General features: G+C 63.2%; 19 protein-coding genes and 1 pseudogene. 18 read left to right on the forward strand and 2 right to left on the reverse strand.

Annotation, left to right across the window (positions count from 1 at the left end; translation table 11 throughout):
• Positions 1-68: 68 nt before the first annotated feature.
• The 18 genes and pseudogenes from EA187_RS04515 to EA187_RS04600 all read left to right on the forward strand — a co-directional run bounded on the left by EA187_RS04515 (position 69) and on the right by EA187_RS04600 (position 21080).
• The gene (locus EA187_RS04515) at positions 69-707 is read left to right on the forward strand and encodes a Maf family protein (RefSeq protein WP_127779304.1); all 639 of its coding nucleotides are present in this window, start codon (positions 69-71) and stop codon (positions 705-707) included.
• Positions 704-1432 (forward strand): YggS family pyridoxal phosphate-dependent enzyme, encoded by a 729-nt coding sequence (locus tag EA187_RS04520; RefSeq protein WP_127779305.1) that lies wholly within the window; start codon positions 704-706, stop codon positions 1430-1432. Before EA187_RS04515 ends, EA187_RS04520 begins: the two co-directional genes overlap by 4 nt.
• The gene (gene proC / locus EA187_RS04525; RefSeq protein WP_115602707.1) at positions 1422-2393 is read left to right on the forward strand and encodes a pyrroline-5-carboxylate reductase; all 972 of its coding nucleotides are present in this window, start codon (positions 1422-1424) and stop codon (positions 2391-2393) included. Before EA187_RS04520 ends, proC begins: the two co-directional genes overlap by 11 nt.
• Before the next feature lie 69 nt (positions 2394-2462).
• Positions 2463-3104, forward strand: a complete 642-nt coding sequence (locus tag EA187_RS04530; protein WP_115602706.1) for a DivIVA domain-containing protein — start codon at positions 2463-2465, stop codon at positions 3102-3104.
• 121 nt (positions 3105-3225) lie between these two features.
• On the forward strand, positions 3226-4206 hold the full coding sequence (locus EA187_RS04535) for a peptidase MA family metallohydrolase (protein ID WP_127779306.1): 981 nt from the start codon (positions 3226-3228) through the stop codon (positions 4204-4206).
• A 79-nt stretch (positions 4207-4285) separates the two neighbouring features.
• Positions 4286-9475, forward strand: a complete 5190-nt coding sequence (locus tag EA187_RS04540; protein WP_164855983.1) for a tetratricopeptide repeat protein — start codon at positions 4286-4288, stop codon at positions 9473-9475.
• Positions 9476-9667: 192 nt separating this feature from the next.
• Positions 9668-10657 carry a metal ABC transporter substrate-binding protein gene (locus EA187_RS04545; RefSeq protein ID WP_127779308.1) on the forward strand — a complete coding sequence of 330 codons (990 nt, stop codon included), beginning with the start codon at positions 9668-9670 and terminating at the stop codon, positions 10655-10657.
• Entirely contained in the window at positions 10654-11412 is a 759-nt protein-coding gene (locus EA187_RS04550) for a metal ABC transporter ATP-binding protein (protein ID WP_127779309.1), read from the forward strand. The genes EA187_RS04545 and EA187_RS04550 overlap by 4 nt, the downstream gene beginning before the upstream one ends.
• A gap of 4 nt (positions 11413-11416) precedes the next feature.
• Positions 11417-12355, forward strand: a complete 939-nt coding sequence (locus tag EA187_RS04555) for a metal ABC transporter permease (protein ID WP_127779310.1) — start codon at positions 11417-11419, stop codon at positions 12353-12355.
• A complete protein-coding gene (locus EA187_RS04560) occupies positions 12352-13254 on the forward strand; it encodes a metal ABC transporter permease (RefSeq protein WP_127779311.1) in 903 nt (300 codons plus the stop codon). The genes EA187_RS04555 and EA187_RS04560 overlap by 4 nt, the downstream gene beginning before the upstream one ends.
• A gap of 49 nt (positions 13255-13303) precedes the next feature.
• Positions 13304-13969, forward strand: coding sequence for a metal-dependent transcriptional regulator (locus tag EA187_RS04565; protein WP_164855984.1), 666 nt, complete (start codon positions 13304-13306; stop codon positions 13967-13969).
• Positions 13966-14394, forward strand: a complete 429-nt coding sequence (locus tag EA187_RS04570; protein WP_115602698.1) for a thiol-disulfide oxidoreductase DCC family protein — start codon at positions 13966-13968, stop codon at positions 14392-14394. Before EA187_RS04565 ends, EA187_RS04570 begins: the two co-directional genes overlap by 4 nt.
• A gap of 93 nt (positions 14395-14487) precedes the next feature.
• Positions 14488-15381 (forward strand): annotated as a pseudogene (locus EA187_RS04575) (bifunctional 5,10-methylenetetrahydrofolate dehydrogenase/5,10-methenyltetrahydrofolate cyclohydrolase); the annotation flags it as partial.
• Between the two features lie 186 nt (positions 15382-15567).
• Entirely contained in the window at positions 15568-16671 is a 1104-nt protein-coding gene (gcvT, locus tag EA187_RS04580; protein WP_127779313.1) for a glycine cleavage system aminomethyltransferase GcvT, read from the forward strand.
• Between the two features lie 44 nt (positions 16672-16715).
• Positions 16716-17108, forward strand: coding sequence for a glycine cleavage system protein GcvH (gcvH, locus tag EA187_RS04585; protein ID WP_127779314.1), 393 nt, complete (start codon positions 16716-16718; stop codon positions 17106-17108).
• A 2-nt stretch (positions 17109-17110) separates the two neighbouring features.
• Entirely contained in the window at positions 17111-18472 is a 1362-nt protein-coding gene (gene gcvPA, locus EA187_RS04590; protein ID WP_127779315.1) for an aminomethyl-transferring glycine dehydrogenase subunit GcvPA, read from the forward strand.
• Between the two features lie 108 nt (positions 18473-18580).
• Complete coding sequence (locus EA187_RS04595) at positions 18581-19939, forward strand: glucose-6-phosphate isomerase (protein ID WP_127779316.1); 1359 nt, start codon at positions 18581-18583, stop codon at positions 19937-19939.
• Between the two features lie 217 nt (positions 19940-20156).
• The gene (locus tag EA187_RS04600) at positions 20157-21080 is read left to right on the forward strand and encodes a GGDEF domain-containing protein (protein WP_127779504.1); all 924 of its coding nucleotides are present in this window, start codon (positions 20157-20159) and stop codon (positions 21078-21080) included.
• Between the two features lie 129 nt (positions 21081-21209).
• Here the strand turns inward: EA187_RS04600 and pyk are convergent, their stop codons facing one another.
• Both pyk and EA187_RS04610 read right to left on the reverse strand, forming a co-directional pair.
• Complete coding sequence (pyk, locus tag EA187_RS04605; protein ID WP_127779317.1) at positions 21210-22628, reverse strand: pyruvate kinase; 1419 nt, start codon at positions 22626-22628, stop codon at positions 21210-21212.
• A 40-nt stretch (positions 22629-22668) separates the two neighbouring features.
• Positions 22669-23745, reverse strand: coding sequence for a hypothetical protein (locus EA187_RS04610; protein WP_127779318.1), 1077 nt, complete (start codon positions 23743-23745; stop codon positions 22669-22671).
• Between the last annotated feature and the right edge of the window lie 124 nt (positions 23746-23869).

Raw genomic sequence — 23869 nt, forward strand, 5'->3', positions numbered from 1 at the left:
TTTGACACCCCGGCGGGGCGCTCTTACCGTCGGGACGGAGTTTGAATCACGCGTAATCAGGACGTCGAATGGACATCATCACCAAGAGTTCCCCCCGGGTCGTGCTTGCCAGCGGCTCACCGCGTCGCCTCGAGCTGATGCAGCGCCTGGGGTTTGAGCCGCTCGTCTATAAGAGCGACATCGAGGAGATACCCCGCGCCGGGGAGTCGCCGGAAGCATATACTCTGCGGCTCGCCAGGGAAAAGGGCGAGGCCGTGGCAGATGCGTTGGCCGACACCCCCGAGCTGCCCGGGTGGGTGCTCTCCGCAGACACGATCGTCACGCTCGACGGCGATGTACTGGAGAAGCCTGGCGATGAGGCCGACGCCTGCGCGATGCTCGCCCGACTTTCCGGTACCCGGCACGAGGTTATCACCGCCTACTGCTGGACCTGGCGGGCGCCGGGCCAGCCGGTCGAAGCGCGCATCTCAAAAGCGGTGGCGGTACGCGCCGACGTGTGGATGCGCGAGCTGAGCGAGGAGAACATCCGACGCTACGTCGCCAGTGGCGAGCCGATGGATAAGGCCGGAAGCTACGGCATTCAGGACCTCGGCAGCACCTTTGTGCGTCGGATTGAGGGCTCTTACTTCTGTGTGGTGGGACTGCCGGTCTGCGAGGTCGTGGAGACGCTCGAGGAACTCGGTGGACTGAAGGGGTTTCCGCTATGAGCGCATCATCTGGCATCGATCGTCACCGGTTGAAGTCGTGTCTGGATGAGGTGGAGGCACGCATTCAGGCTGCCTGCGCCCGCGCCGGACGCGAACGCGATGAGGTCACGCTGATCGCGGTCAGCAAGACCCACCCGATCGAGGCGATTGAGGCGTTGGCAGATCTCGGCGTGAGCGATTTTGGCGAATCGTATGTCCAGGAGTGGCAGGAGAAGGCCCGAGAACTCGAAGACAGCGTGCGCTGGCACTTCATCGGCGGGCTGCAGTCCAACAAGGCGCGCTTTGTTGCAGGCGACGTTGCGCTGATTCATTCGGTGGATCGCAAGAGCCTGGTTAACGCGCTCGCGCGTCGATCGGAGGCGCCTGTGAATGTGCTTCTGCAGGTCAACATCAGTGGCGAGCGGAGCAAAGGCGGGGTGGAGCCCGAGGAACTCAATGCCTTTTACGCCAGCGTGGTGGCCAGCCCGGAGCTACGGGTCTGCGGCGTGATGGGGATGGCCCCTTACGCCGATGACCCCGAAGACGCTCGCCAGTACTTTCGACGGCTTCGCGAGCTTTTTGATGGGCTCGTGGCCTACGCGCGAGAGCATGCCCCGCAGCGTGCTGACGAGATTCGTGAGATCTCGATGGGAATGTCGGGAGATTTTGAAGTGGCGATTGAGGAAGGCGCGACGCTGATTCGCGTGGGGAGCGCGCTCTTTGGAGAGAGACATTATGATGCATGAATCCGATGACACGCCTGAAATTACGCCATCTGCCGACACCGAGACGCGTGTGGTGCCCGCCCTTGCCGATGAGACGCCGAGCTTTGATGCGCGCCTGGATGACTACCTGGTGATCCTGCTGGGGTGCGGGAAGATGGGGCGCGCGCTGGCCGAGGGCTGGATCGACAGCGGCGCGCTCGACCCGCGGCGGCTTGTCTGCCTGGATGCCCATGAGAAGACAGCGCAGGATCTGGCCGATGATTTAGACGCGCGTGAGGCTATCCCGGAGATCGAACTCGATGAGAACGATCAACCCACGCGGCGTCCGCGCCTGTATGTCGTGGCCGTCAAACCCGGCGATGTGCGCGCGGTGCTGGAGTCGCGCCACGAGGAGTTTACCGACGAGGACACGATCATCTCGATCGCTGCCGGCGTAAAGATCGCGTCGATGCGCCGCTACGCCGGGCCACTTGCCGGGATGGCGCGCGCGATGCCCAACACCCCTGCGCTGGTCGGCGCCGGGGTGACCGGCGTGATGGGAGACGGCACTGTCGATATGGCGGCGGTGGGCGCGCTCTTTGAGGCGGTCGGGAAAGTCGTGCGCATCAAAGACGAAGATCATTTTCACGCACTCACGGCCATCAGCGGCAGCGGCCCGGCCTATATCTTTACCGCGGTGGAGGCGCTGGCCGACGGAGGCGTCTTTATGGGCCTGGACCGCAAGACCGCCATTGAGCTCGCCAGCGGGGTGATGGAGGGGGCCGCTCGCCTGGCCCAGGAGCGCAGCTACGTGCACACCGCGGAGCTCAAAGATCAGGTGGCCAGCCCGGGAGGTACGACCATCGCGGCGCTGGTCGCGTTGGAGGAGCATGGGTTTCGCCATGCTTTGATTCGCGCTGTGGAGGCCGCAGCCCGGCGAAGTGCCGAGTTGAGCGAAGAGGTCTCCGAACGCCGGATCGAAGAAGAAGGACCCATCGGGTAGAGCGTTTCGCTTGCAACACCCCACGGGAGCAGGGAAGCACCCACGTCAATGCCATGGATGAGGTAGAAGATGTTCAAGTTCAGCGCCGATGATATCGCCAATCAATCCTTTCAGTCGAAGTTTCGGGGCTACGATCCGGACCAGGTCCATGAGTTTCTGGAGGGTCTGGCCCGCGAATGGCGTCAGGTGCAAGATGCCGTGCGTCGGATGCAGGACGAACTCGACGAGCAGACCCGGGAGCTGCGCGACTACCGTCGACGTGAGCGCAGTCTGGTCGAGGCGCTGGAGATGGCCCGGCAGGTCGCCGAAGAGATTCGCCATCAGGCCGATCGCGACGCGGAACTGGTGCTGGCCGAGACCGAATTGAAGGCCGAGCGCATGCTCACCCGTGCCGAGCAGAAGGTGGGCCAGCTGCGCTCGGAGATGCTGGAGTTGCATCAGCATCGGGTGCGCTTTCAGAGCGAACTCAAACATATGGTCGAGAGCTATGGCGCGATGATCGCGCATTTTGAGCAGCGCGCCGAAGGCGTGGAGGTGCTCCCGCCGATTCCCGGCCACGCGCCCAGCCCGATCTCACCACGTGTCGAAGAGAGCGCTCAGGCAGCCGAGAGCGATGATGGCGAGGAGGTCGAAGACGACGCGCTTCTCGACGAGCGTCCGCGCCGCCACACCTCGCCAGGGATGATAGCTGGTTCCAGCACGTCGCATTGAGGGAAGAGGGGGGCGATAAGAGATCGTTTGGTGGTTGGGCTGATGTGCGTACCTCTTTGTGCGGCGCATCGTGCAATGATTGCGTGATGCGCGCCCACCCCCTGTGATCTTCGAGGTCGATGTGAAGTTGTTGCGCGCCACCCTTGTTGCGATCGTCGTTGTTGCATGCACGATCTTCAGTACGTCGGCCTGGTCGGAGGTGATGCCCGGGTTGGTCACACGGCCCGGCGCTGAGGTTGCGCTGACCTACTACTATCCCGAGCCCTTTGAGCCCGCCATCTCGCAGCTCGACGCGGAGGCCACCGCGGTGGTTGAGGCGCTGGAGCGTCGTCTGGGGCTTGATGCGCTTGAGGACGTCGAGGTCTACCTTTTGCGCGACATGAACACCTACTTTGAGTGGCAGGGGGTTGAGTACCGCCCCTCCAGCTGGGCGGTGGGGCTCTCGTTGAGCGACCGCTCCACCGTGCTGGTCAAGCACGGGGTGGGCTCGGCGGCGGAGCCGGTGGACATTCGCAAAACCTTTATCCATGAGCTTGCGCATGTGGCGGTGGACCGCGCCCGCGCCGGGCATCATGTGCCGCGGTGGTTCAACGAGGGCTTTGCGGTGCTGCACGCCGAGGAGTGGACGCCGGAGCGCAGCGACACGTTGACGCGGGCGGCATCGACCGGAAGCGTCATGGCCTTCTCGGCCCTGGATCGTTATTTCCCGCCGCATCATCAGTCAGTGTCGCTGGCCTACGCGCAGAGCTTCCACTTTGTACGCCACCTGGAGCAGCGCTTCGGGGAGAACTTCTTTGCCGAAGTGATGGCCCTGGTGCGCCAGGGAACGTCCTTTGACGAGGCGGTGCATGCGAGCAGCGGGAGCACGCTCAGCGCGCTGGAGACGCAGTGGAGGCAGGAGCTGGAGGAGGGTGCGTCGTTCTGGGCGATCTTGAGTGACGTCAACGCGCTATTTTTTGGCGCCTCCTTTCTTTTCCTTGTAGCGTTCGCGTTGCGCGTGATGCGAAAGCGCCGCCAGGCGCAAGCAATGGTCGACGATGACGACCCCGGGCCGTGGGATTACGACCCGTCGCTTTACCCCTTGCCTGGCCAGGATCGCTGAGATCGCGTCGCGCCGGCTGCCACGGATGGCAGCACACGCAGGCTTCGACACGAACGACGATTGTAGCCAGGAGCTAAGGATGGCTCAGAGCATCTCCGACGTATTCTCTCGCGCCCATGACAGCGACCGAACGCAGCGCCGGACCGCGCGTTTTGTCGCGCCGAAGTCCGACGAGGCGCCGCCGAGCGCGGCGCAAACCCCCACGCTGAACTTGAGCGCTGGCGAGGCCGAGGAGGCGCGCCGCGCCGCGTTTCGCCCGCGCGAGAGCGTGGCGCTTCGCCGCGATGTGCTCGAAGCGTTTGTGGCGGCCTCGCTGGCCGACCGCGCCCACGTTGAGGGGGATGACGTTGCGGTGGCGCGCCGCCACATCGAGGTGGCCCGTGCCTGTGAGGCGCTGGGCGATTTTGAGCGCGCGCTCCAGATGTTGCGCTGCGCGGGCCTCGACGCGGTGATGAGCTGGGAGGTCAGCCATCTGGTGCGCCGCCTGCGGCGCGCGCTGGGCGATGATGAGGCTGTGGTCCACGCGCTGGAGCGAGCACTCTCGCTTCGCGACCAACCCTCCTGGGCCCCCGTCTATATCGAACTGGAGCTCGCGACGACCCGCTGGATGCGCGGCGCAAGCCCCGACGATGTGCTGGCCGGATGCGAGCGTGCCGCAGACGAGCGCGAAGGTCGTGCCTGCCTCGACATCTTTACGGCGCTCTGGGCGCTCCATCTTCGCTGCGACGCGCTGCTGGAGCGTGGCGAGTACGAGGAGGCGCTCGCAGCACTGGAGAAGGCTGCGCGCCTGCCCGATCTCTCGGTGGACATCCGCCAGGCTCTGGAGGCTCGCCGGGCGGTGTGGCTGCATGTGTTTGGTCGCCACGATGAAGCCCGCGATCTGCTTAACGATCTGGCCAACCAGGGCCAACTTCCCGGCGATCTCGATGATCTGCTGGTCAGCCTGTGTTTTGAATCGGGTGAGGTCGGTCGGGCCTTCGGCGTGCTGCGCCGTTCGGCACGTCAGGAGCTGCGCCAGGGCGTGCACGCCGTGCCGCTGGCGATGTTGCACCTGACCGCCTCCGACCATCCTGCCGCCGCCCGCGACGTCCTGCGTCAGGGGACTGAGCGTGAGGACGACTGGACGCTCCTGCGCCTGCGTGAGCATCTTCTCGAAAGCGAGCCCGAAGCGCAGGGGGGCGGGGGCTCCGAACTGATTGACGTGCTCAACCGCCGTCTGGAGGGCCCGCTCTCGGCGAGTGAACGCGTTGGCACGCTGACGCGGCTGGGGCGCCTCTATGAGGTGGAGGCCGGGCTGGCCGAGGCGGCCGCCGAGGTCTACCGCGAAGCGCTGAGCTACGATCCTCGCCACGTGCCCGCGTTGCGCGCGCTGGGGCGCCTCTATACCCGGCGTGAGAACTGGCGCGGACTGGCCGACCTTTATGAGCGCGAGATCGCGTCGCTGGATGCCACCTCCACCGCCGGCGCCTGGCGACGGCACTTCCAACTTGCCGAAGTCTACGAGCATCGCCTGGAGCGCGATGAGCGCGCCCTGGAGCACTACCTTCTGGTGCTTGAGGTTCGCCCGAACTATCTGCCCGCGCTCAAGAGCGCCGCGCGCATTCTGAGTCGTCTGGAGCGATGGACGCAGCTCGCCGACCTTTTTCTGGGGTTGGTGGAGGTTGCGCCTTCGCGCCGCCAGAAGCTCTACCTGCTCGATAAGGTCGCCGAGGTGGCCGAGCAGCAGCTCAAAAACTATGAGGTCGCCATCGGTGCCTGGCTGGAGATTCTGGCACTCGATGAGAGCAATCCTCGCTGCTTTGCGGCGCTGGGGCGTCTCTACGCGCGCACCCATCGGTGGGAGGAGCTCATCGCGCTCAATGAGCGCGAAATTGCGCTGATCGATGACGCTGAAGAGGTCGCCGCAACCTGGCTTCGTAACGCCGAGGTGGCCGAGCAGCAGCTTGATGATGTGGTGCGCGCCGAGCGCTACTACCGCCGGGCTCTGGAGGTGCTTCCCGACTTTTTGCCCGCCCTCGAAGCGCTGGGGCGCATTTATATGCGGGGATCGCGCTGGGACGAGATCGTGCAGATGACCGGGCGAGAGCTTCATACCATCACTGATCCTCGCGCGGCGGCCCGTCAGCTGGGCGCGCTGGCCGAACTGCTTGAGACTCGCCTGGAGCGTCGCGATGAGGCTGTGGCCATCTATGAGCAGCTGCTGGCGATGCATCCGGCCGACAGTCACGTGTTCAATGCGCTGAGCCGGCTTTACCGCCAGAGCGGGGCGTGGACCTCGCTGGAAGCGCTTCTGCTCAACCGTCTGGCGTACTTCACCGGAGCGGCTGAGCTTGCTGCGGCCTGGGGCGAGCTGGCGATGATCGCGGAGTGGCGCCTCAACAGTGCGCAGGATGCCTGCGCGCGCTACCTGGAAGCCTTGCAGGTTGAGCCCACCAACACCCATTGGTTGGGCGGGGTGGCGCGCACCTGGAAGCGCGCCGGACATGCGCCGGAGGTGATTGCCGATCAGCTCGAAGACCTTCTGATGCACGCCACGGAGGCTACGCTTCGCGATCGCTACTTTATGGTGATCGCGCGTCTTCGTGAGCGCGCCGAAGTCTCACCCGATGCCAGCCGTGCCTACCGTGCGCATGGCGCGGCCGAGAGCCTGGAGAATCAGATCGTGCTGCGCGTCGCCATGGCCTGCGCCGCGGAGCGTGTCGAGCTGGCCCAGGCGCGGGTACGCCTGCCGCATCACCCGTTGCAGGCGCTGGTTGCGATGGGGCGCCACAATCTCAATGCCTGGGAGCGCGACGCGCTGGCCAGCGACGAGTTTGAACTCTTGCCTTCTGCGGCGCGCGCCTTTCTCAGCCAGGAGATTGAGCTGACGAGCGCGGCGACCTCTGCGGAACTCTCAGGGCTGAGCGCCGATCTTGTCGCGGTGCTCCAGGGCCAGGAAATCTTTGCACAGAGCCCCGCCGAGGACATGTCGCCGGCGGAGCAGCGTCTGCGCGCACTTCAGGCTCGACGACTTCAGGAGCACGCTCGCTACTTGAGTTGGACAACCCTGGAGGCCGACTCCCACACCAATCCCCTGGTGCGTGCCTCGCGCCGTCTGGAGATGGCCCGATACGCCTCGCGTCACGGGTTGGCCGGTGCTGCGGAGCTCTACACGTTGGCCTGTGAGGCGACGTTCCCGGAGCTGGTCGATACCGTAGGCGAAACTGATCTTCTGCTTGATGAGAGCGTTGATAGCTCGGAGGAGGGCGGGGCAAACATCGCTCTGCCGGCGGACTGCGCGCATGTCGAGGCGCTTTACACCGCGCTTCGAGAGACCTCGCGGTGGGACCTGCTGCGCCGCTGCCTGCAGGCCCATGTCGGACGCGAAGGATTGAGCCAGCCCCGTCGATTGGAGCTCTTTGAGGCGCTCGCCAGCCTCTGCGCCGATGAACTTGCGGATTACCCGGGCGCGCAGCGTGCGCTGACGACCTGCTGGCAGATCTCCGAGGATGCGACTTACCTGCGCTCTCTGGTCGAGCTGGCCCGGCGTTTTGAGAAGATCGACGACGCCATTGAGTTTCAACGCCGCCACTTTGAGTGCATCACCATGGATGACGAGCACGTCGTCGAGGAGCGCATTCAATCGGGCTATTGGCTGGGGCGTTTGCTGATGAGCGTCGGCGATGAGGCGCATCTGGAGCAGGCCATCGACTGTCTTGAAGACCTCGTGCACGACTACGAGGGGCTGGAGGCCTTGCATCGCGCCGAGCGCCTGCTGGCGCGTGCTCATCGTCAGGCGGGAAGTGGCCGCCGCGCCGCCGAACTCTACGAGCGCGTGCTCAAGTTCCAGGTCATCGGCGAGGAGCTGGATGACTGGCGCGCGTTGGTCGATGTGCGTCATCGTCTGCTCCAGGATGTGGTCGGTGCCTACACCTTGCAGTGGCAGATCGTACGGGCCTTCCCCGATTCACGCGCTGACCTCGACCTGCTCATCGACCTGGCGGCCGAAGCCGGGGAGGTCGCCGATTGTGTGGAGCAGCTCGCGCAACTCTCTCATGCGACAAGCTCGGCGGCGAAGATCGACCTTCTGGCCCGCGCGGCCGAAGCCGCCGATGAAGAGCTCGGGCACGTCGAAGAAGCCGCGCGCTACTTCGAGCGTCTCATCACACTGTGCGAGGCCGACGCCGAACGTTCGGCCTACTTCCGTCGCCGTCGTGCCTTCTGTCTGGCGCGTATGGCCGGCCGCGAAGCCCTGGCGATGAAGGCCTTCCGCGAACTTCTGGCGGAGGAGCCTTTTGAGCCGACCAACTACCGCGGTCTGGAGACGCTCTTTGAGCGCGCGCAGGCCCATGATCGACTGCGCCTGACCCGCCAGACGCTGCGAGCACTGGGCGCAAAGGTGGAGTTGAGTGAAGCGCGCACCAAGACCACCCCTTCGCGAGCGGTGGATGCCGAACTCGTGGAGCGCCATCTGATCGACGACGCGCTTCGGGGCGGTGTCTTCCAGGCGCTGCAGACGGCGGTGCCCCTGGCGGAGCGGGTGTTCTCGGAGACGTTGCCCCAGAAGAAAGCACTCGATGGCCAGCGTCTGCGTGCAGGCGATCACCCGGTCTATGACGCCATTGCCGACGGGTTTGCCGCTATCGGTGTGGTGAAGTTCCGCCTCATCGTGGGCGATAGCGGTCCGGAGCATCCGGTGGTCTTTGCCGAGAGCACCCCCACCGTGTGGCTCAATGAGACGTTGATTGATGGTCTCAGCGATGCGGGCCTGCGCTTTGTGGGGGGTTACTGCGCCGCGCTTGTCGTCAGCGACCTTGCCCCCCTGATGAGCCTTGATGGCCGCCAGGTATGGCATCTGATGGAGGGCGTCACCCTGCGTCAGCTCGGTCGTGGCTTCACCGATCGGGTGGATCTGCAGAGCCAGGAGCTGGGTGAGCAGGTCAGCGGTCCTTTCCACAGTCCGGCGCGCCGTCGCCTTGCTCAGGCGATCGAGGCGCATGAAGGGCTCGTCGAGCGGCTGGCCAGCGCTCATTGTGAGGCGTGGGGTCGCAATGTCGATGCCTTTGCCGCGCGCTTTGGTCTCTTGATCTGCGGGGATGTGGCCGCCGCCGTCGAGGCGATGCTTCGCCTGGAAGGTTGGGGCATGCCGCTCGAAGAGGTCGCCACCCAGAAGCGTATCCGTCACCACGACGGCGTCGGCGCGCTGGTTGCCTTTGCGCATGATGACGCCTTTTTGGAACTGCGCTACCGCCTGGGCCTTGCCGGTCGCCCCAGCACGCTGGAGGTCTGAGCGCGCGCGGAAGGTCCTACAGCTTCAACTCACTCGCCCCGGATTGCTCCGGGGCGTTTTTTTGTGAGAGGTTGGGTTGAAGTTTAGCCTTGCCTAAATCTTTTATGGGGTTAGATTAACTTCATAGGTGGGGGCAGCTAAATTTCGCCCCGGCGCACATGGTGTGCGCTTTCATGACCTGTGAGGCTTTTTATGATGACGTTGAACTCTCATGTTTTGCGCATGCTCCTCGCGTCGATTGTGGCTCTTGCTCTTCAAAGCGGTTGCGAGCGCGACACCGCGCCTCTCGACGAGCGCCCCCTGGTCGTGGCAACCACCACGATGCTCGAAGACCTCACGCGAGAACTCGCCGGTGAGGACGTTCGTGTGGTCGGACTGCTCTCTGCGGGGGCGGATCCGCATATCTACCAACCCCGTCCGGCCGACGCTCGCCAGATCGCCGGGAGTGATCTGGTGGTCATGAACGGACTCTTGCTCGAAGGCTGGATGGAGGGGCTGGTGCGACACGCCGGTGGCGAGCGTCCGATTCTCGTCGTCGGTGAGAGTCTTGAGACAGAGCGGCTGATGTCGGTAGACGGTGCGGTGGATCCGCACTTCTGGTTCGATGTGGCGCTGTGGCGAGAGGGGGGCGAAGACGTCGCTCAGGCGCTGCAAGAACTCTTTGAGGAGGGCGACGCGCGTCGCGCGGCCATTGCCTCACGTCACGCCGACTACGACGCGGAACTCGAAGCGCTCGATGCGTGGGTTCGCACTCAACTGGCGACTGTCCCCCGAGAGCAGCGGGTGCTCATCACCAGCCACGATGCTTTCGGCTATTTCGGGCGAGCGTACGAGCTGGACGTCGAAGCCATTCAGGGACTGAGCACCGAGCAGGAGGCCAGTCAGCGCGACGTCATTAATATGATCGAGGTGGTGCGCAAACGAAACGCCCCGGCGGTCTTTATGGAGTCTTCGGTGGCGCCCGGGCTTATTGAGCAGGTTGCTCGCGAGACGGGAGCTCGCATCAGCGGCCCGCTCTACTCCGACAGTCTCGGGCCAGAGCAGAGCGGGGCGCATACCTATGTCAAGATGGTGGAGTCGAACGTGCGGCTGATCACCGGGGCACTGGGCGGAAACCCGGAAGCCTTTAAACGTCGGGCGAAACGGACCTCCTCGAAGGATGCCCGGGAGGATGGCGCATGAGTTCTGAGGACGCGTTACGCATTCAAAATCTCAATCTTTCGTATGGCACCGAACGGGTCGTTGAGAACGTCAATTTAAGGCTGAAGCCCGGGAGCCTGGTCGGCATCGTCGGGCCCAATGGTGCAGGAAAGTCGACACTCATCAAGGCGATTGCCGGAGCCAAAGAGCCCGACAGTGGCACGATCGTCATCTGCGGTGAAAAGGGACGTCTCGGGAGAAAGAGCCTGACGTATGTGCCCCAGCGTGGCGAGGTCGACTGGGACTTTCCCATCACCGCCGAGGAGGTGGTGCGTCAGGGGCGTTTTGCGCATGTGGGCCTGCTTCGGCGCTTCGGCGGCGAGGACAACGCGGCTGTCGCCAACGCCCTGAATGCGGTGGCGATGACAGAGTTGAGGCATCGCCAGATTGGTGAACTCTCAGGCGGGCAGCAGCAGCGCGTCTTTCTCGCTAGAGCCCTGGCTCAGGGCGGAGAGGTGTTTCTGATGGATGAGCCTTTTGCCGGCGTCGATGCAGCCACAGAGAAAGCTATCGTGGAAGTGTTGCGGGCGTTACGTGATGCGGGAAAGACCGTGGTTGTCGTGCATCACGATCTGGTCACGGTGAGTGACTACTTCGACGATCTGGTGTTGCTAAACCGCACGATCATTGCCCAGGGACCGACTGCCGAGGTCTTCACTCCTGAGAACATGCGAGAGACCTATGGCGGCAACCTCGCGATCTTTGAGCGTCGCGATGTGATCGCAGCGGTGGAGTAGGGCGATGGAACCGGGCAGTACCGAGATCTTCTGGAGTCGCGCCACCGAGTTCTTTTCGTTGCAGTACGACTTCGCGCTCTATGCGTTGCTTGCGGCGGTGCTCGTCGGGGTGATCTGCGGGTTGGTGGGCACCTTTATGGTGCTGCGGGGCATGTCGCTTGTGGGTGATGCCGCCGGACACGCCACGCTGCCCGGGGTCGCCATCGCCTTTCTGCTCACGGGCACTAAGAGCGCGCCAGCGTTACTTCTGGGGGCGCTGATAAGCGCGGTGCTCGGCGCGATGACGATTACCTGGATAAGCCGGGGGCCGCGCGTGCGCGCCGATGCGGCAATCGGCATTGTGCTCTCGACGTTTTTTGGCCTGGGCATTGTGCTGCTCTCCTACATTCAGACCTCACCCACCGGGCAACAGGCCGGGCTCTCGGAGTATCTCTTTGGCAACGCTGCGGCAGTTACTCCGGCGCAGATCGGGGTGGTCGCCCTGGCTGGCGCACTGCTCGTCGTGCTTGTGGGGGTGTTCTATCGACCGCTCTCGCTGATGGTCTTTGATGAGCGCTTTGCTCAATCGCTGGGGTTGCCGACCCACTGGCTGGAGTTGGGGTTGATGTCCGCTCTGGCTATGGCTGTGGTCCTCTCCATTCAGGCGGTCGGGGTGATTCTGGTGGCGGCGATGTTGATCATCCCTCCCTCTGCGGCGCGCTTTCTCTCAAAGAAGCTCTCCGGGGTGATGATGGCTTCCGTGGCTATGGGGGGCGTCAGCGGAGCTCTGGGGGCGATGTTCTCCTACGTGTATGAGGGCGTGGCGACAGGCCCTGCGATGGTGCTGGTGGCGGTCTTTTTCTTCTCGCTGGCGCTGGTCTTCGGCCCGGTTGGAGGGGCCGTGCCCCGGGCGCTTCGCCGACGACATGCTCGCCGGAGTGCGTTGCTACGAGGTTCGCGATGAGCTTCTTTATGGAGCCCTGGCAGTGGGGCGACTGGATGTGGCGGGGCATGCTCACGCTGAATCTGGTGGCGATCACCTGCGCGGTGTTGGGCGTCTTTTTGTATCTCCGCCGTATGAGCCTTATTGCCGATGCGCTGGCCCACGTGGCGCTCCCGGGCATTGTGATGGCCTTTCTGGTCACGGGTTCTCTCGATGGAGCGTTGATGCTGGGAGGCGCTGCGCTGGTGGGGTTGTTTACGGCGGTGGCCATCGAGTGGATCAGTCGCCAGCCCTCGGTGCGCAGCGACGCGGCGATTGGCGTGGTCTTTACCGCGCTCTTCGCATTGGGCGTGATTTTGCTATCCACCCGGGTGCGCGACGCGCATATCGATACCCATTGCTTGCTCTACGGAGACGTGCTCGGTGTCAGTGATCGCGCGCTGAGCCTGGTGGCCTGGAGTACGCCGGTGGTTCTGGGACTGGTGGCGATCTTCTATCGCTGGCTGGCCGTGAGTAGCTTCGATGCGCGCTTTGCACTGGCGATGGGCGTGCCGGTAGCCGCCCTGAACTACGGTTTGATGAGTGCGGTGACGGTCACGGCCGTGGCGGGATTTGAAGCGGTCGGTGCGGTTCTGGTCATCGCGCTGATCATTGTTCCGGCTGCCACGGCACACCTGCTGGCTCGCAGCCTTAAGGCGATGCTGGCGATCAGCATCGGCCACGGGATCCTGGCCAGCTGGGCCGGTATGTACCTGGCCATCGGCCTCAATATCTCGGCAGCCGGAGCGGTGGTCGTCGCCGGAGGGGCACTCTACGCGCTGGCCTTTCTCTTCGCCCCGGAGCATGGTCGCTTCTGGCGCTGGCGGCGGCGCTCGCTGGCAACCGCCGGGCAGCGCCAGCCCTTGTCGCCATCGGGGTGATCTGTTAGACCCCGCTGGAAGTCAAACCCTCGCTCTGGATGATGCGTCGATGCCCACGATATCGGTCGAAAACTACCTCAAGGCCGTTTTTCATCTTCAGGGGGACACCGATGAGCGGGTCAAGACGAAGGCGCTGGCCGAACACCTGGACATCTCGCTGCCCTCGGTTACCGGGATGCTCAAGTCGCTGGCGGATGAAGGCCTGGTCGACTACGTGCCGTACCGCGGTGCATTGCTCTCCGAGGCCGGACGTCGGATGGCCCTGCGCGTGATCCGCAACCACCGTCTTATCGAGGTCTTTTTGATGAAGACGCTCGACTACAGCTGGGACGAGGTTCACGCGGAGGCGGAGCGCCTTGAGCATGCTGTCAGCGACACGCTTGTGGCGCGTATCGAACAGGCGCTGGGCTTTCCGCGCTTCGATCCGCACGGCGACCCCATTCCCAGCGCTGACGGGGAGATCCTGCGGCGCGATGTCATGCCGCTGAGTGCCGCGACCGCCGGCATGAGGGTGCGGGTGGAGCGCGTGCTCGATCAGACGCCGGAGGTCCTGCGTTATCTCGATCGTATCGGTCTACGCCCCGGGGGGCTTGTATACGTTAGAGAGGTGCTCAGTTTCGATGGCCAGATGTTTCTGACGCTCAATAACGAAGACGTCTCCGTCAGTGAGAGTCTCGCTGCGAAGATGCTGGTGACTGAAGTGAGTCCCACGTGAGTGAGGCGTATGCCCTGAGCGTTCGGGTCGAAGACGCGCCCGAGAAAGCGACGTTGCTCTACGACGCAGAGTGTGGTTTCTGCACGTACTGGGCGCGACGCTGGGCGATGAAGATCGGCGACGCGCTCCAGATTGTCGCGTTGCAGAGACGCGGCGGTCGTTTTGAGGCCATCGCTCAGCGTGATTTGCTCGAGGCGATTCACTTTGTTGATGTCGAAGGCCGCATCTGGCGTGGAGCTGCCGCGGTTTATAAGGCGGCGGCGTTGCGACCACGTTATCGTCTGCCCTGGTGGATGTACCGCTACGTGCCGGGCTTTCGACCGCTGAGTGAGTGGGGATACAGGCTGGTTGCGAATAACCGTTTAACGGTCTCCCGGTTGACGCGCTGGATGCGTCGCGAGCTTCCCGACGACGCCCCGAAGTAGTGCTCGACGGGGGTTGCAGTTGTAGACAGGCATGGGGGCGGTTTCTATAGTGCGCCGGGGGTTGGTACCACGGAAGGAACGGGGTCAATGTTTATGGTGTTTGAGATCGCGACACAGCCGCTTCGCGAGGCGGCACAGGGCGGAGCACCGGGGGTGCTCGATGGTAAGGCGGTGGCCGCAGCGCTGCTTGCTCAGGTCGAAGAAGCCACGGCTGCTCTGTCAGGTCGAGACATCGTTCCGACGCTCGCAGTCGTGCGCGTCGGCAATGATCTCGCCAGTGACATCTACGTGCGCCACAAGGAGCGCGCCTGCGCGAAGGTGGGCATCGCCTTTCGCCACGAGCATCTTCCGGCTACGGCGACACAGGCCGAGGTGCTGGCGTCGCTGCGTCGTCTCAACGCTGACGAGCGCGTGCACGGTATTTTGCTACAGCTGCCACTTCCCGGGGATATGAATGGTGCCGATCTGCTCACGGCGATCGACCCGCAGAAAGACGTCGACGGCTTTCATCCGTTAAACCTTGGCGGATTGATGAGCGGCCACGCCGTGCTGGAGCCTTGCACTCCGCGCGGGGTCATGACGCTTCTGGCAGCTTCCGGCGTGGAGCTTACCGGAAAGCGGGCTGTGGTGATTGGCCGCAGCGTGATCGTCGGTCGGCCGATGTCGTTGATGTTGGCTCGTGCCAACGCGACCGTCACCCTCTGCCATCGTCATACCCGTGATCTTGCTGAGATTGTCTCGCAGGCTGAGGTGCTGGTTGTGGCCACCGGCGTGGCCGGGCTGGTTCACGGTGAGTGGGTGCGACCCGGGGCGGTCGTGATCGATGTGGGGATCAGCCGCGTAGATGGCAAACTTCGCGGCGATGTCGATTTTGAAGGCGCGCGTCAGCGCGCGGCCGCCATCACTCCTGTTCCCCGCGGTGTGGGGCCGATGACTGTCGCTACCTTGATGGAAAACGTGGTGCGCGCGGTCTGTGTGCGCCACGGCTTGCTCTTTCGAAACGGTGAGCTCATTGATGCTGCCTCGGCAGGCGTTCGCTTCGACTCCGGCGAGGGGCTTGCTCCCTGGCGGGCTCGCCCCATCGCGCCACGCTGAACGTCTGCAACCTCACGAGACTCGTACAACGCCAACCCTCACCGGGGTGAGTGGTGTGCCCCGATACGGATGCACATGATGTCTGATTCGCTACACCGAGTCCCTCTTCACGACCGTCATAGTACGCTCGGAGGGCGCATGGTGCCTTTTGCTGGCTTTGAGATGCCCGTGCAATACAAGGGCATCAAAGACGAGCACCTGGCAGTGCGCTCGGCCGCCGGTCTCTTCGACGTCAGCCATATGGGCGAGGTCGAGGTTCGCGGCCCGGATGCCATCGAGGCGGTTGATGCGCTGGTGACCAACGACGTCCGCGGCCTCGTCGATGGCCAGGCGCTCTATACGGTGATGTGCGCTCCAGACGGCGGCATTGTCGATGACCTGATCGTCTACAGGATTGCCGAAGATCATGTGTTCATCTGCGTAAACGCCGCAAATCGCGCTAAAGATGTTGCGTTTATGCGGGAGTATCTCCCGAAACTCAACGCGACGCTGGAGGACACCTCCGAGAACTACATCCAACTCGCACTCCAGGGCCCGAAAGCCGAGGCTTTACTCAAGCCCCTGGTCGAAGATGCGGATCTCGCTGAGCTGAAGTTCTTTCGTTGTGCCTGGATGCGCGTGGCCGGTGTCAGCGCACTGGTAGCACGCACAGGCTACACGGGCGAAGATGGCTTTGAACTCTACATCCCCGACGAGGGTGGGGCGAAGGTCTTCGACGCGCTCGTGGAGAGCTATCTCCCCGATGAACTCGCCATGTGTGGACTCGGCGCACGCGATACACTTCGCCTGGAGGCTCGCCTTCCTCTCTACGGTCAGGACCTCAGCGAAGAGATCAACCCGCTGGAAGCGGGGTTGAGCTGGGTCGTGAAGCTCAATTCCGGCTACGACTTCGTCGGGAAGGCCGCGCTGGAGGCGATTAAGGCGCAGGGAGTGAAACGACGCCTTCGGGGCTTTCAACTGGAGGGACGAGGGGTGCTGAGACCGGGGTATGCGATCCTGGTCGATGGCAGGCCTGTGGGGGAACTTACCAGCGGCGGATATGCACCGACGCTTGATGCCAGCATAGGGCTGGGATACATCGACGTGGAGCACACCGACGTTGAGCGCGCCGAGGTTGAGATTCGCGGTCGTCGCCTTCCGGTCCAGGTCTCCAAAAAGCCATTTTACAGCCGTCCGCGCTAAGCCCACCCCACATTCGCGAGAGATGCTCGCGTTGAGGAGCCGTCATGCAACTTCCCGATTCCTACCGCTACTCCAAAGACCACGAATGGGTCAGCGACCAGGGCGATGGCACTGTGTTGGTGGGCATTACCCACTATGCGCAGGACGCGCTGGGCGACATCGTCTTTGTCGAACTGCCCGAAGTCGGTGCTGCCCTCAACGCCGACGATGATTTTGGCGTGGTTGAGAGCGTCAAGACCGTCTCCGACGTCTATGCGCCCGTCTCCGGCGAGGTGGTCGCCATTAACGACGCACTCGAAGACGCCCCGGAGTTGGTAAATGAGAGCCCCTATCAAGAGGGCTGGATCGTGCGCATAAAGCTGAGCGATCCGGCTGAGGTCAACGCGCTGATGGATGCCGCAGGTTATGAGGCGTTCCTTAATGATGGCGAGTCCTGATCATGCGCTACATTCCGCATACCGAAGATGATATCGCCCGGATGCTTGAGGCCATCGGTGTTGAGAGCATCGATGCACTCTTTGAGCGCATTCCTCAAGAGCTGCGCGACCGCGCGCGCGAGCTGAGCTTGCCAGCGCCGATGAGTGAGATCGCGCTCAACCAGCACCTGGGTGCGCTGGCCGCTCGCAATCAGAGCTCGGACCCGTCGACGATCTCGTTGTTAGGGGCAGGGTGTTACGATCACGTGGTGCCGCAGGCGATCAATCAGCTTCTGTTGCGTGCTGAGTTTCTGACCTCGTACACGCCATACCAGCCTGAGATCAGTCAGGGCACGACCAAGACCATCTTTGAATTTCAGTCGATGGTCTCCGAAGTGCTCGACATGCCGATTGCCAACGCCTCGATGTACGATGGCGCGCATGCCACTGCAGAAGCCGCGCTGATGGCCCAGCGGATCAGCCGTCGTGAGCATGTCTTCGTAGCCCGTAATGTCCACCCGGAGTACCGGGAGGTCATCGAGACGTACCTGCGCTATCAAGACGGGGTCTACCACGAGTTTGATGTCGATCCCGCTACGGGGCGCATCGATCTCGACGACCTTAAGGCCCGCGTGGAAGATCCCAGACGCGTGGCCTGTGTGATCTTCCAGACGCCGAACTTCCTCGGCGTTCTCGAGGATCCGCGGGAGCTCGTGGCATGGGCTGAAGAGCATAAGATTCTGACGGTAGCGGCGTTCAATGAGCCGCACGCGTTCGCGTTGGCGAAACCGCCGGGCAGCCACGGGGTTGATATCTGCGCCGGGGAGGGAATGGGGCTGGGTGTGGGGCTTAGCTACGGCGGACCGGCGCTCGGTATCTTCGCCGCCCGCGAGAAGCATCTTCGGGCGATGCCCGGACGCCTTGCCGGCCAGACCGTCGACTCGCAGGGACGCGAGGGCTACGTGCTCACGCTCTCGACCCGTGAGCAGCATATTCGTCGCGCACGTGCCACCAGCAACATCTGCACAAACCAGGGGTTGATGGCGCTCGCTGCGGCGATCTACCTGAGTTTGATGGGGCGCGAAGGGTTTAAAGAGCTCGCCAGCCTCAATATGGCTCGGGCCCGGCACGCGCTGCGCGCGTATGAAGAGCGAGGCCTGGGGCGACGGGTCTACTCGGGACGTTTTTTCAACGAGTTTGTCGTGGAGTTGGACGCGCCGGCTCGCGAGGTCATCGATGCCTGTCTCGATAAGGGCATCGCGCCGGGATTCGACCTGGGATGTGTGCGACCTGAGTGGAGTCGGCATATGCTGGTTGCGTGCACCGAGATGACCACCGCCGAGGGGGTGGACCGCGCCCTGGATGCGGTGGCCGCTGCGCTTTAAATCTCCACGAAGCCAGGTCAGAACGAACCGGACGCACCAGAGACTTGCGGGGGGGAGAATTGCGCTTAGCATTGCCCGCTCAGTCCAACATTTTCTATCAGGAGCCCCATGTACATCTACGACGATGCGGGCCTGTTTGACGTTGAGGCAGGTCTCTCCCCCGACTTTGATGCCCTGTGGTCGGATCGCTGTCAGGACGCGATCACCAGCCTTCGACGTCGTATCTCCAGCGGTGAACTGGGCTTCGCGTCGCTTCCCGAACGCGACCCGATCGAGATCATAACCTGGGCTGAGGGGCGACGTGCGGAGGGCTGGACCGATCAGATTGTCATCGGCATTGGCGGCTCAAGCCTGGGCACACGTGCGGTGCTCGAGGCGATGGGGCCTGCGTGGCGGGCAGCAGTCCGTACGCATTTTGCCGAGAATCTTGATCCGGTTACCTTGCACGCGATCCTTGAACAGGTGGATCTTCAGAAGACCTTGCTGGTGGTGGTCACCAAGAGTGGCTCGACGATTGAAACGATGAGTCAGCTCTGGATCCTCTATGACGCGCTCGTCAAAACTGTTGGGCGGGCTCAGGCGGACCGGCAGGTTATCGCCATCACGGATCCGCAGAAGGGCTCGTTGCGAGCGCTGGCCCGGGAGCGAGGTTGGGAGAGTTTCGAGGTGCCTGCGAATGTCGGGGGGCGCTTCAGTGTCCTCAGTCCGGTCTCCCTCGTCCCGCTGGCGCTGGCTGGCTACGACGTCGACGGTTTGCTCGGTGGTGCGCGCCGGTGCCTGGACGGGGGTGACGAGGCATGGATGGGGCTGGCACGCATCGCGGCGCAACACGTTGCCCTGGGCGATCAGGGTTACGGTCAGTTGGTGATGATGGCCTACGGCGACCGCCTCAATGCGCTGATCGACTGGTTTCGCCAGCTCTGGGCAGAGAGCCTCGGAAAGGCGCGTGATCGTCGCGGTGCGCGCGTGAATACGGGCATCACGCCGATCAAAGCCATCGGTGCGATCGACCAGCATAGCCAGGTGCAACTCTATATGGAGGGGCCCAACGACAAACAGATCGTCTTTGTGGAGACTCGCTCCCATAGCATCGATCTGACGATTCCAGCCTCACCACCGTTGCCAGCTCCCCTGAGTCATCTTCAGGGGCGTAGCCTTTCCGAGATTCTCCAGGCGGAGGCCCAGGGCACGCGGGCAGCTCTTGCTCGAGCAGGCCGTCCCACGGCCTGCTGGAGGCTGGAGTCCACGGGCGCAGCCAGCGTTGGGGGCTTTCTGGCGGCCTGGATGTTCATCACTGCGCTCGCTGGAGAGCTGCTGGATATCGACGCCTTCGACCAGCCGGGGGTCGAGCTCGGCAAGAAGATCGCGCACGGCCTTCTGGGTCATCCAGAGCACGGAGCCCTCGCCGGTGAGACCGTACCTCCTCCCGGTGATGACGCTTCCGACTCCTGGACGGCCCGCCGCTGAAGGGAGTGGTGTTGGCTTTGCATTCAAGGGGCGACTTTGCTTTAATCATCCCGGAAGAATCCCGCTGACTCCCTGAGTTTGACCGGAGGTGGGTGCACCTCATAGGGTGCGCTTCACCTGGTTAGCTCAATGTAGCAAGTCGCGCCCCGTGTAAGAGGCGCTGTTGCCAACCTCGGTGGAAACCGCCTCGGCGGATTCGGAGACGAAGAAGGCGAATATGGGTAAGGACAGCACCGTCGTCACCGTCATCAGTCAGATCCCCAAGTCGGGATCGTCGATGCGCGATGCCTGCCTGGTGGTTATCAACGGGGGGGACCTCGGAAAGAAGTATGGCCTCGCCCAGCCTTCGACCGTCATTGGCCGTTCAAGCAAGGTTGATATTCAGATCGATGAAGACTCGATCTCGCGAAATCATGCCGTCATTAATAACCTGGGCAATGAGATCGTGGTGCGTGACCTGGAGTCCACCAACGGGACCTATGTCAACGATCGGCCTGTCCGAGAGCATCGCCTGATGGACGGTGACCAGGTCAAGATTGGACGCACGATCTTCAAGTTTCTTTCCGGCAGTAATATTGAGGCGGCGTATCACGACGAGATTTATCGCCTTACGACGACCGATGGGCTTACGCAGGTCTACAACAAGCGCTACTTCCTCAAGGAAACCGAGCGTGAGTTGAGTCGGTGCATTCGCTACCAACGGGAGCTCTCGCTGGTGATGATCGATATCGATCATTTCAAACCTGTAAACGACACCTATGGACACCTCGCCGGCGATCATATCCTCAAACAGGTGGCGCAGAGGATTGTAAGGTCGATCCGGCGCGATGACATTTTCGCGCGCTACGGGGGAGAGGAGTTCATCCTTCTGCTGCCGGAGATTGAGAAAGCCCGTGCGATTCAACTCGCGGAGAAGGTGCGCGTGTTGATCGGCGATGAGCCTTTCACATTCGATAACGTCGACATCCCGATTACGCTCTCCATGGGGGTGGCTGATTTGCGCGAGTATCTGGCGCGCTTTGCGACGCCCCAGGAACTCGATATGAGCGCCGACGTTAACGCCTTTGCGTTCATCAAGATCGCCGACGAGCGGCTCTACAAAGCGAAGGAGAGCGGGCGTAATCGCGTCGTTGGTCAATAACTACGCCCGAGTGGCGCCACCGCGATCAGATAGGCCCTCGAACCCGAAATATCGACACACGCAGAAGAGGCCGGCAGTGTATGAACTGCCGGCCTCTTCTGCGTGTACGGGGGATTCGCCGAGCCGCTGTTAGCTCAGTCGGTGGAATTTAATCAGGTTGGTCTCGGTGCCGTGGCCTGCCGGTGAGCCCATCACGACGATGATCTCGTCGCCCTTTTTCGCGCCGCGCTCGCGGCGCATCAAATCTTCGGCGCGCTGGAGCATCAGGTCGGTACTCTGAGACATCTCCAGAAGATAGGGCTCCACGCCCCAGTAGAGGGCCATCTGGCGGTAGACCTGCTCTGATGGCGTGCAGGCGATGATCGTGTTGGAGGGGCGGTAGGTCATCATCAGTCGCGCGGTCGCCCCCGAGGTGGTCAAGACCACCAGGCCGGAGACGTTAAGCTCGTCGGCAGCGATCGCTGCCGCGCGAGCCACAGCGTTGGGAAAGGTCTTGAGGTGGCTGATCGAGCGAGGCTCGGGGAGGGAATGGAAGCGCGGCGAGCGCTCCACCTCTTCGATGATCGAGCTCATCATGCGCACCGCTTCGATCGGGTAGCGCCCGGCAGCGGTCTCACCAGAGAGCATCACCGCGTCGGTACCGTCGAGGATGGCGTTAGCCACATCGGAGGCTTCCGCGCGGGTGGGGCGGAAGTTCTCGGTCATCGACTCGAGCATCTGGGTGGCGGTGATGGTGAGGCGACCCTGCTCATTGGCGCGGGCGATGCACATCTTCTGTAGCATCGGGACTTTCTGCGGAGGCATCTCTACCCCCAGGTCGCCGCGGGCAATCATGATGCCGTCGGAGACAGCGATGATGTCGTCGATCTCCGCGATGGCCTGGGGCTTTTCAATCTTGGAGATGATCTTGATCGACTCCGCCGCGCTCTCGGGCATCCTCGAACGCAGCTGGTGAATATCGAGAGCAGAGCGCACAAAGCTCAGGGCGACGTAGTCAACACCGAGCTCCATGCCGAACTCCAGATCTTCGCGATCCTTCTCGGTCATGCTGGGAGCGGAAACGGCGGCTGTGGGCAGGTTGATGCCCTTGTTGTTCTTGAGCGTGCCTGCGACCTCTACCAGCGTGCGGACATCGGGGCCCTGAACATCGACGACGCGCAGACGAATCAGGCCGTCGTCCAAGAGCAGGATGTCGCCCGGGCGCACGTCGCGATGAAGATCTTTGTAGGTGGTGGAGACGCGCTCCTGGTCGCCGACAATGTCGTCGACTGTGATCACGAACTCATCGCCACGCGCTAACTCAACGGAGCCGTTCTCAAAGGTGCCCACGCGGATCTTCGGGCCCTGGAGGTCTTGTAGAATGGCCACCGGTCGACGCAGCTCTCGGGAGAGCTCACGCACCATGGTGTAGGTGGCGCGGTGGTCGTCGTGGGAGCCGTGGGAGAAGTTGAGCCGGGCGACGTTCATCCCGGCTTTGATCATCTCGGTGAGGACCTCCGGGGAGTTGGAGGCGGGGCCGAGAGTACAGACAATTTTGGCGTGGCGCATGGTCACCGCAATGGTTCAAAGAGCATGGAAGACGACGCGTTCAGGAGTCCAGGCACACCGAGGCGTTCTCGATGGTGCCCACGATCTGACGCGTTGCACAGATGATACGAAGGTTGTTGCCGGTGGGGTCGAGGGGGCAAACGCCCTCGGAGCAGCGGGGCTGACACCACTGCTCACCGCCAATGCCGATGCACTCGCTGCCTTCGGGGCAGCCGCCAGCCTCGCAGCTGCGCGTGCAGTAGCCGATGAAGTTATCGCTGGAGTCGGAGAAGTAGTCCAGTCGACAGGTCTCCGAGGCGCATTCGCTATCCGAGGCGCAGCGCGCGCCGATGGACTTCAGGGAGTCGGGGACGCAGGCGCTGGCCCAGGCGATTGCGCCATCGACCTCGGTGCGCACCGACACGCAGCGCATATCTGCGCGAGCGCAGCTGACCTGACAGCGCTCCAGGCAATGGGGGTTTTGTTGATGGTCGATACCGTCGACGTTCCAGCAGGTCTCGTTATCACCACAGGTATCGCTCTGGCAGGTGCTGGTGCAGTAGGAGGTGCCGCCTACGGTGAGACAGCTCCCGCCGGCGCATTCTGAATCGGCGGAGCACGCCGCGCCGTTGGCCAGACCACTGCGACATTCGCCGCCGGCGCAGACCTGGCCTCCGGTGCACGTGTCGGTGCGGTAGGCCAGGCCGGTGGCGCGACAGGTGAGTTGGGTTTGAGCGTCGACGCAGCGCGATTCGCCCGGGGTGCAGATCGGGTCAGGTTCACAGACACCCGCGCTGCAGGAGGAGCCTTCCTCACATGGTGCGGGGTCGTAGGCGGTACCCGATTCGTTGCATACCTCGCGCTCGCCACCGACGCCACATCGCGCGGTGCCAGCACAACAAACAGGGCAGGGGTCGGGCGCGGTGTCGACATCATCAGTGTCGTTGCTCGCGTCTGGAGAGGTGTCGTCGGCAGCATCACTCTCTGAGACGTCTGCTCCGGTGTCCGCCTCAACGATCGGAGCGTCGACGTTGGAGCATGCGGCAAGCAAAGAGACCACAATCAGGTAGAGCAGCGTCAGAAGTGCCCGGCGCGCAGCGCCACAGGCAGGTCGGTTGCGCGCGCGATCGAGATGCATCGAGACTCCACAGGTTGGGCCGGCCACCACCGGGCACGGGGCAAAAGTCAGCATGAGAAACCGCGCTCAGACTAGGTTCTTGCCGCGTTGAATGCAACCGGGTTCGGGGCCGGGCGACCCGCGC

The organism is Lujinxingia sediminis, assembly GCF_004005565.1.
Lineage (GTDB): Bacteria > Myxococcota_A > Bradymonadia > Bradymonadales > Bradymonadaceae > Lujinxingia > Lujinxingia sediminis.

Bases quoted from the DNA above. Each gene is read 5' to 3' on its own strand.
- EA187_RS04515 (WP_127779304.1), top strand. From the start codon at position 69: ATGGACATCATCACCAAGAGTTCCCCCCGGGTCGTGCTTGCCAGCGGC.
- EA187_RS04520 (WP_127779305.1), top strand. From the start codon at position 704: ATGAGCGCATCATCTGGCATCGATCGTCACCGGTTGAAGTCGTGTCTG.
- proC (WP_115602707.1), top strand. From the start codon at position 1,422: ATGATGCATGAATCCGATGACACGCCTGAAATTACGCCATCTGCCGAC.
- EA187_RS04530 (WP_115602706.1), top strand. From the start codon at position 2,463: ATGTTCAAGTTCAGCGCCGATGATATCGCCAATCAATCCTTTCAGTCG.
- EA187_RS04540 (WP_164855983.1), top strand. From the start codon at position 4,286: ATGGCTCAGAGCATCTCCGACGTATTCTCTCGCGCCCATGACAGCGAC.
- EA187_RS04545 (WP_127779308.1), top strand. From the start codon at position 9,668: ATGATGACGTTGAACTCTCATGTTTTGCGCATGCTCCTCGCGTCGATT.
- EA187_RS04550 (WP_127779309.1), top strand. From the start codon at position 10,654: ATGAGTTCTGAGGACGCGTTACGCATTCAAAATCTCAATCTTTCGTAT.
- EA187_RS04555 (WP_127779310.1), top strand. From the start codon at position 11,417: ATGGAACCGGGCAGTACCGAGATCTTCTGGAGTCGCGCCACCGAGTTC.
- EA187_RS04560 (WP_127779311.1), top strand. From the start codon at position 12,352: ATGAGCTTCTTTATGGAGCCCTGGCAGTGGGGCGACTGGATGTGGCGG.
- EA187_RS04565 (WP_164855984.1), top strand. From the start codon at position 13,304: ATGCCCACGATATCGGTCGAAAACTACCTCAAGGCCGTTTTTCATCTT.
- gcvT (WP_127779313.1), top strand. From the start codon at position 15,568: ATGTCTGATTCGCTACACCGAGTCCCTCTTCACGACCGTCATAGTACG.
- gcvH (WP_127779314.1), top strand. From the start codon at position 16,716: ATGCAACTTCCCGATTCCTACCGCTACTCCAAAGACCACGAATGGGTC.
- gcvPA (WP_127779315.1), top strand. From the start codon at position 17,111: ATGCGCTACATTCCGCATACCGAAGATGATATCGCCCGGATGCTTGAG.
- EA187_RS04595 (WP_127779316.1), top strand. From the start codon at position 18,581: ATGTACATCTACGACGATGCGGGCCTGTTTGACGTTGAGGCAGGTCTC.
- EA187_RS04600 (WP_127779504.1), top strand. From the start codon at position 20,157: ATGGGTAAGGACAGCACCGTCGTCACCGTCATCAGTCAGATCCCCAAG.
- pyk (WP_127779317.1), bottom strand. From the start codon at position 22,628: ATGCGCCACGCCAAAATTGTCTGTACTCTCGGCCCCGCCTCCAACTCC.
- EA187_RS04610 (WP_127779318.1), bottom strand. From the start codon at position 23,745: ATGCATCTCGATCGCGCGCGCAACCGACCTGCCTGTGGCGCTGCGCGC.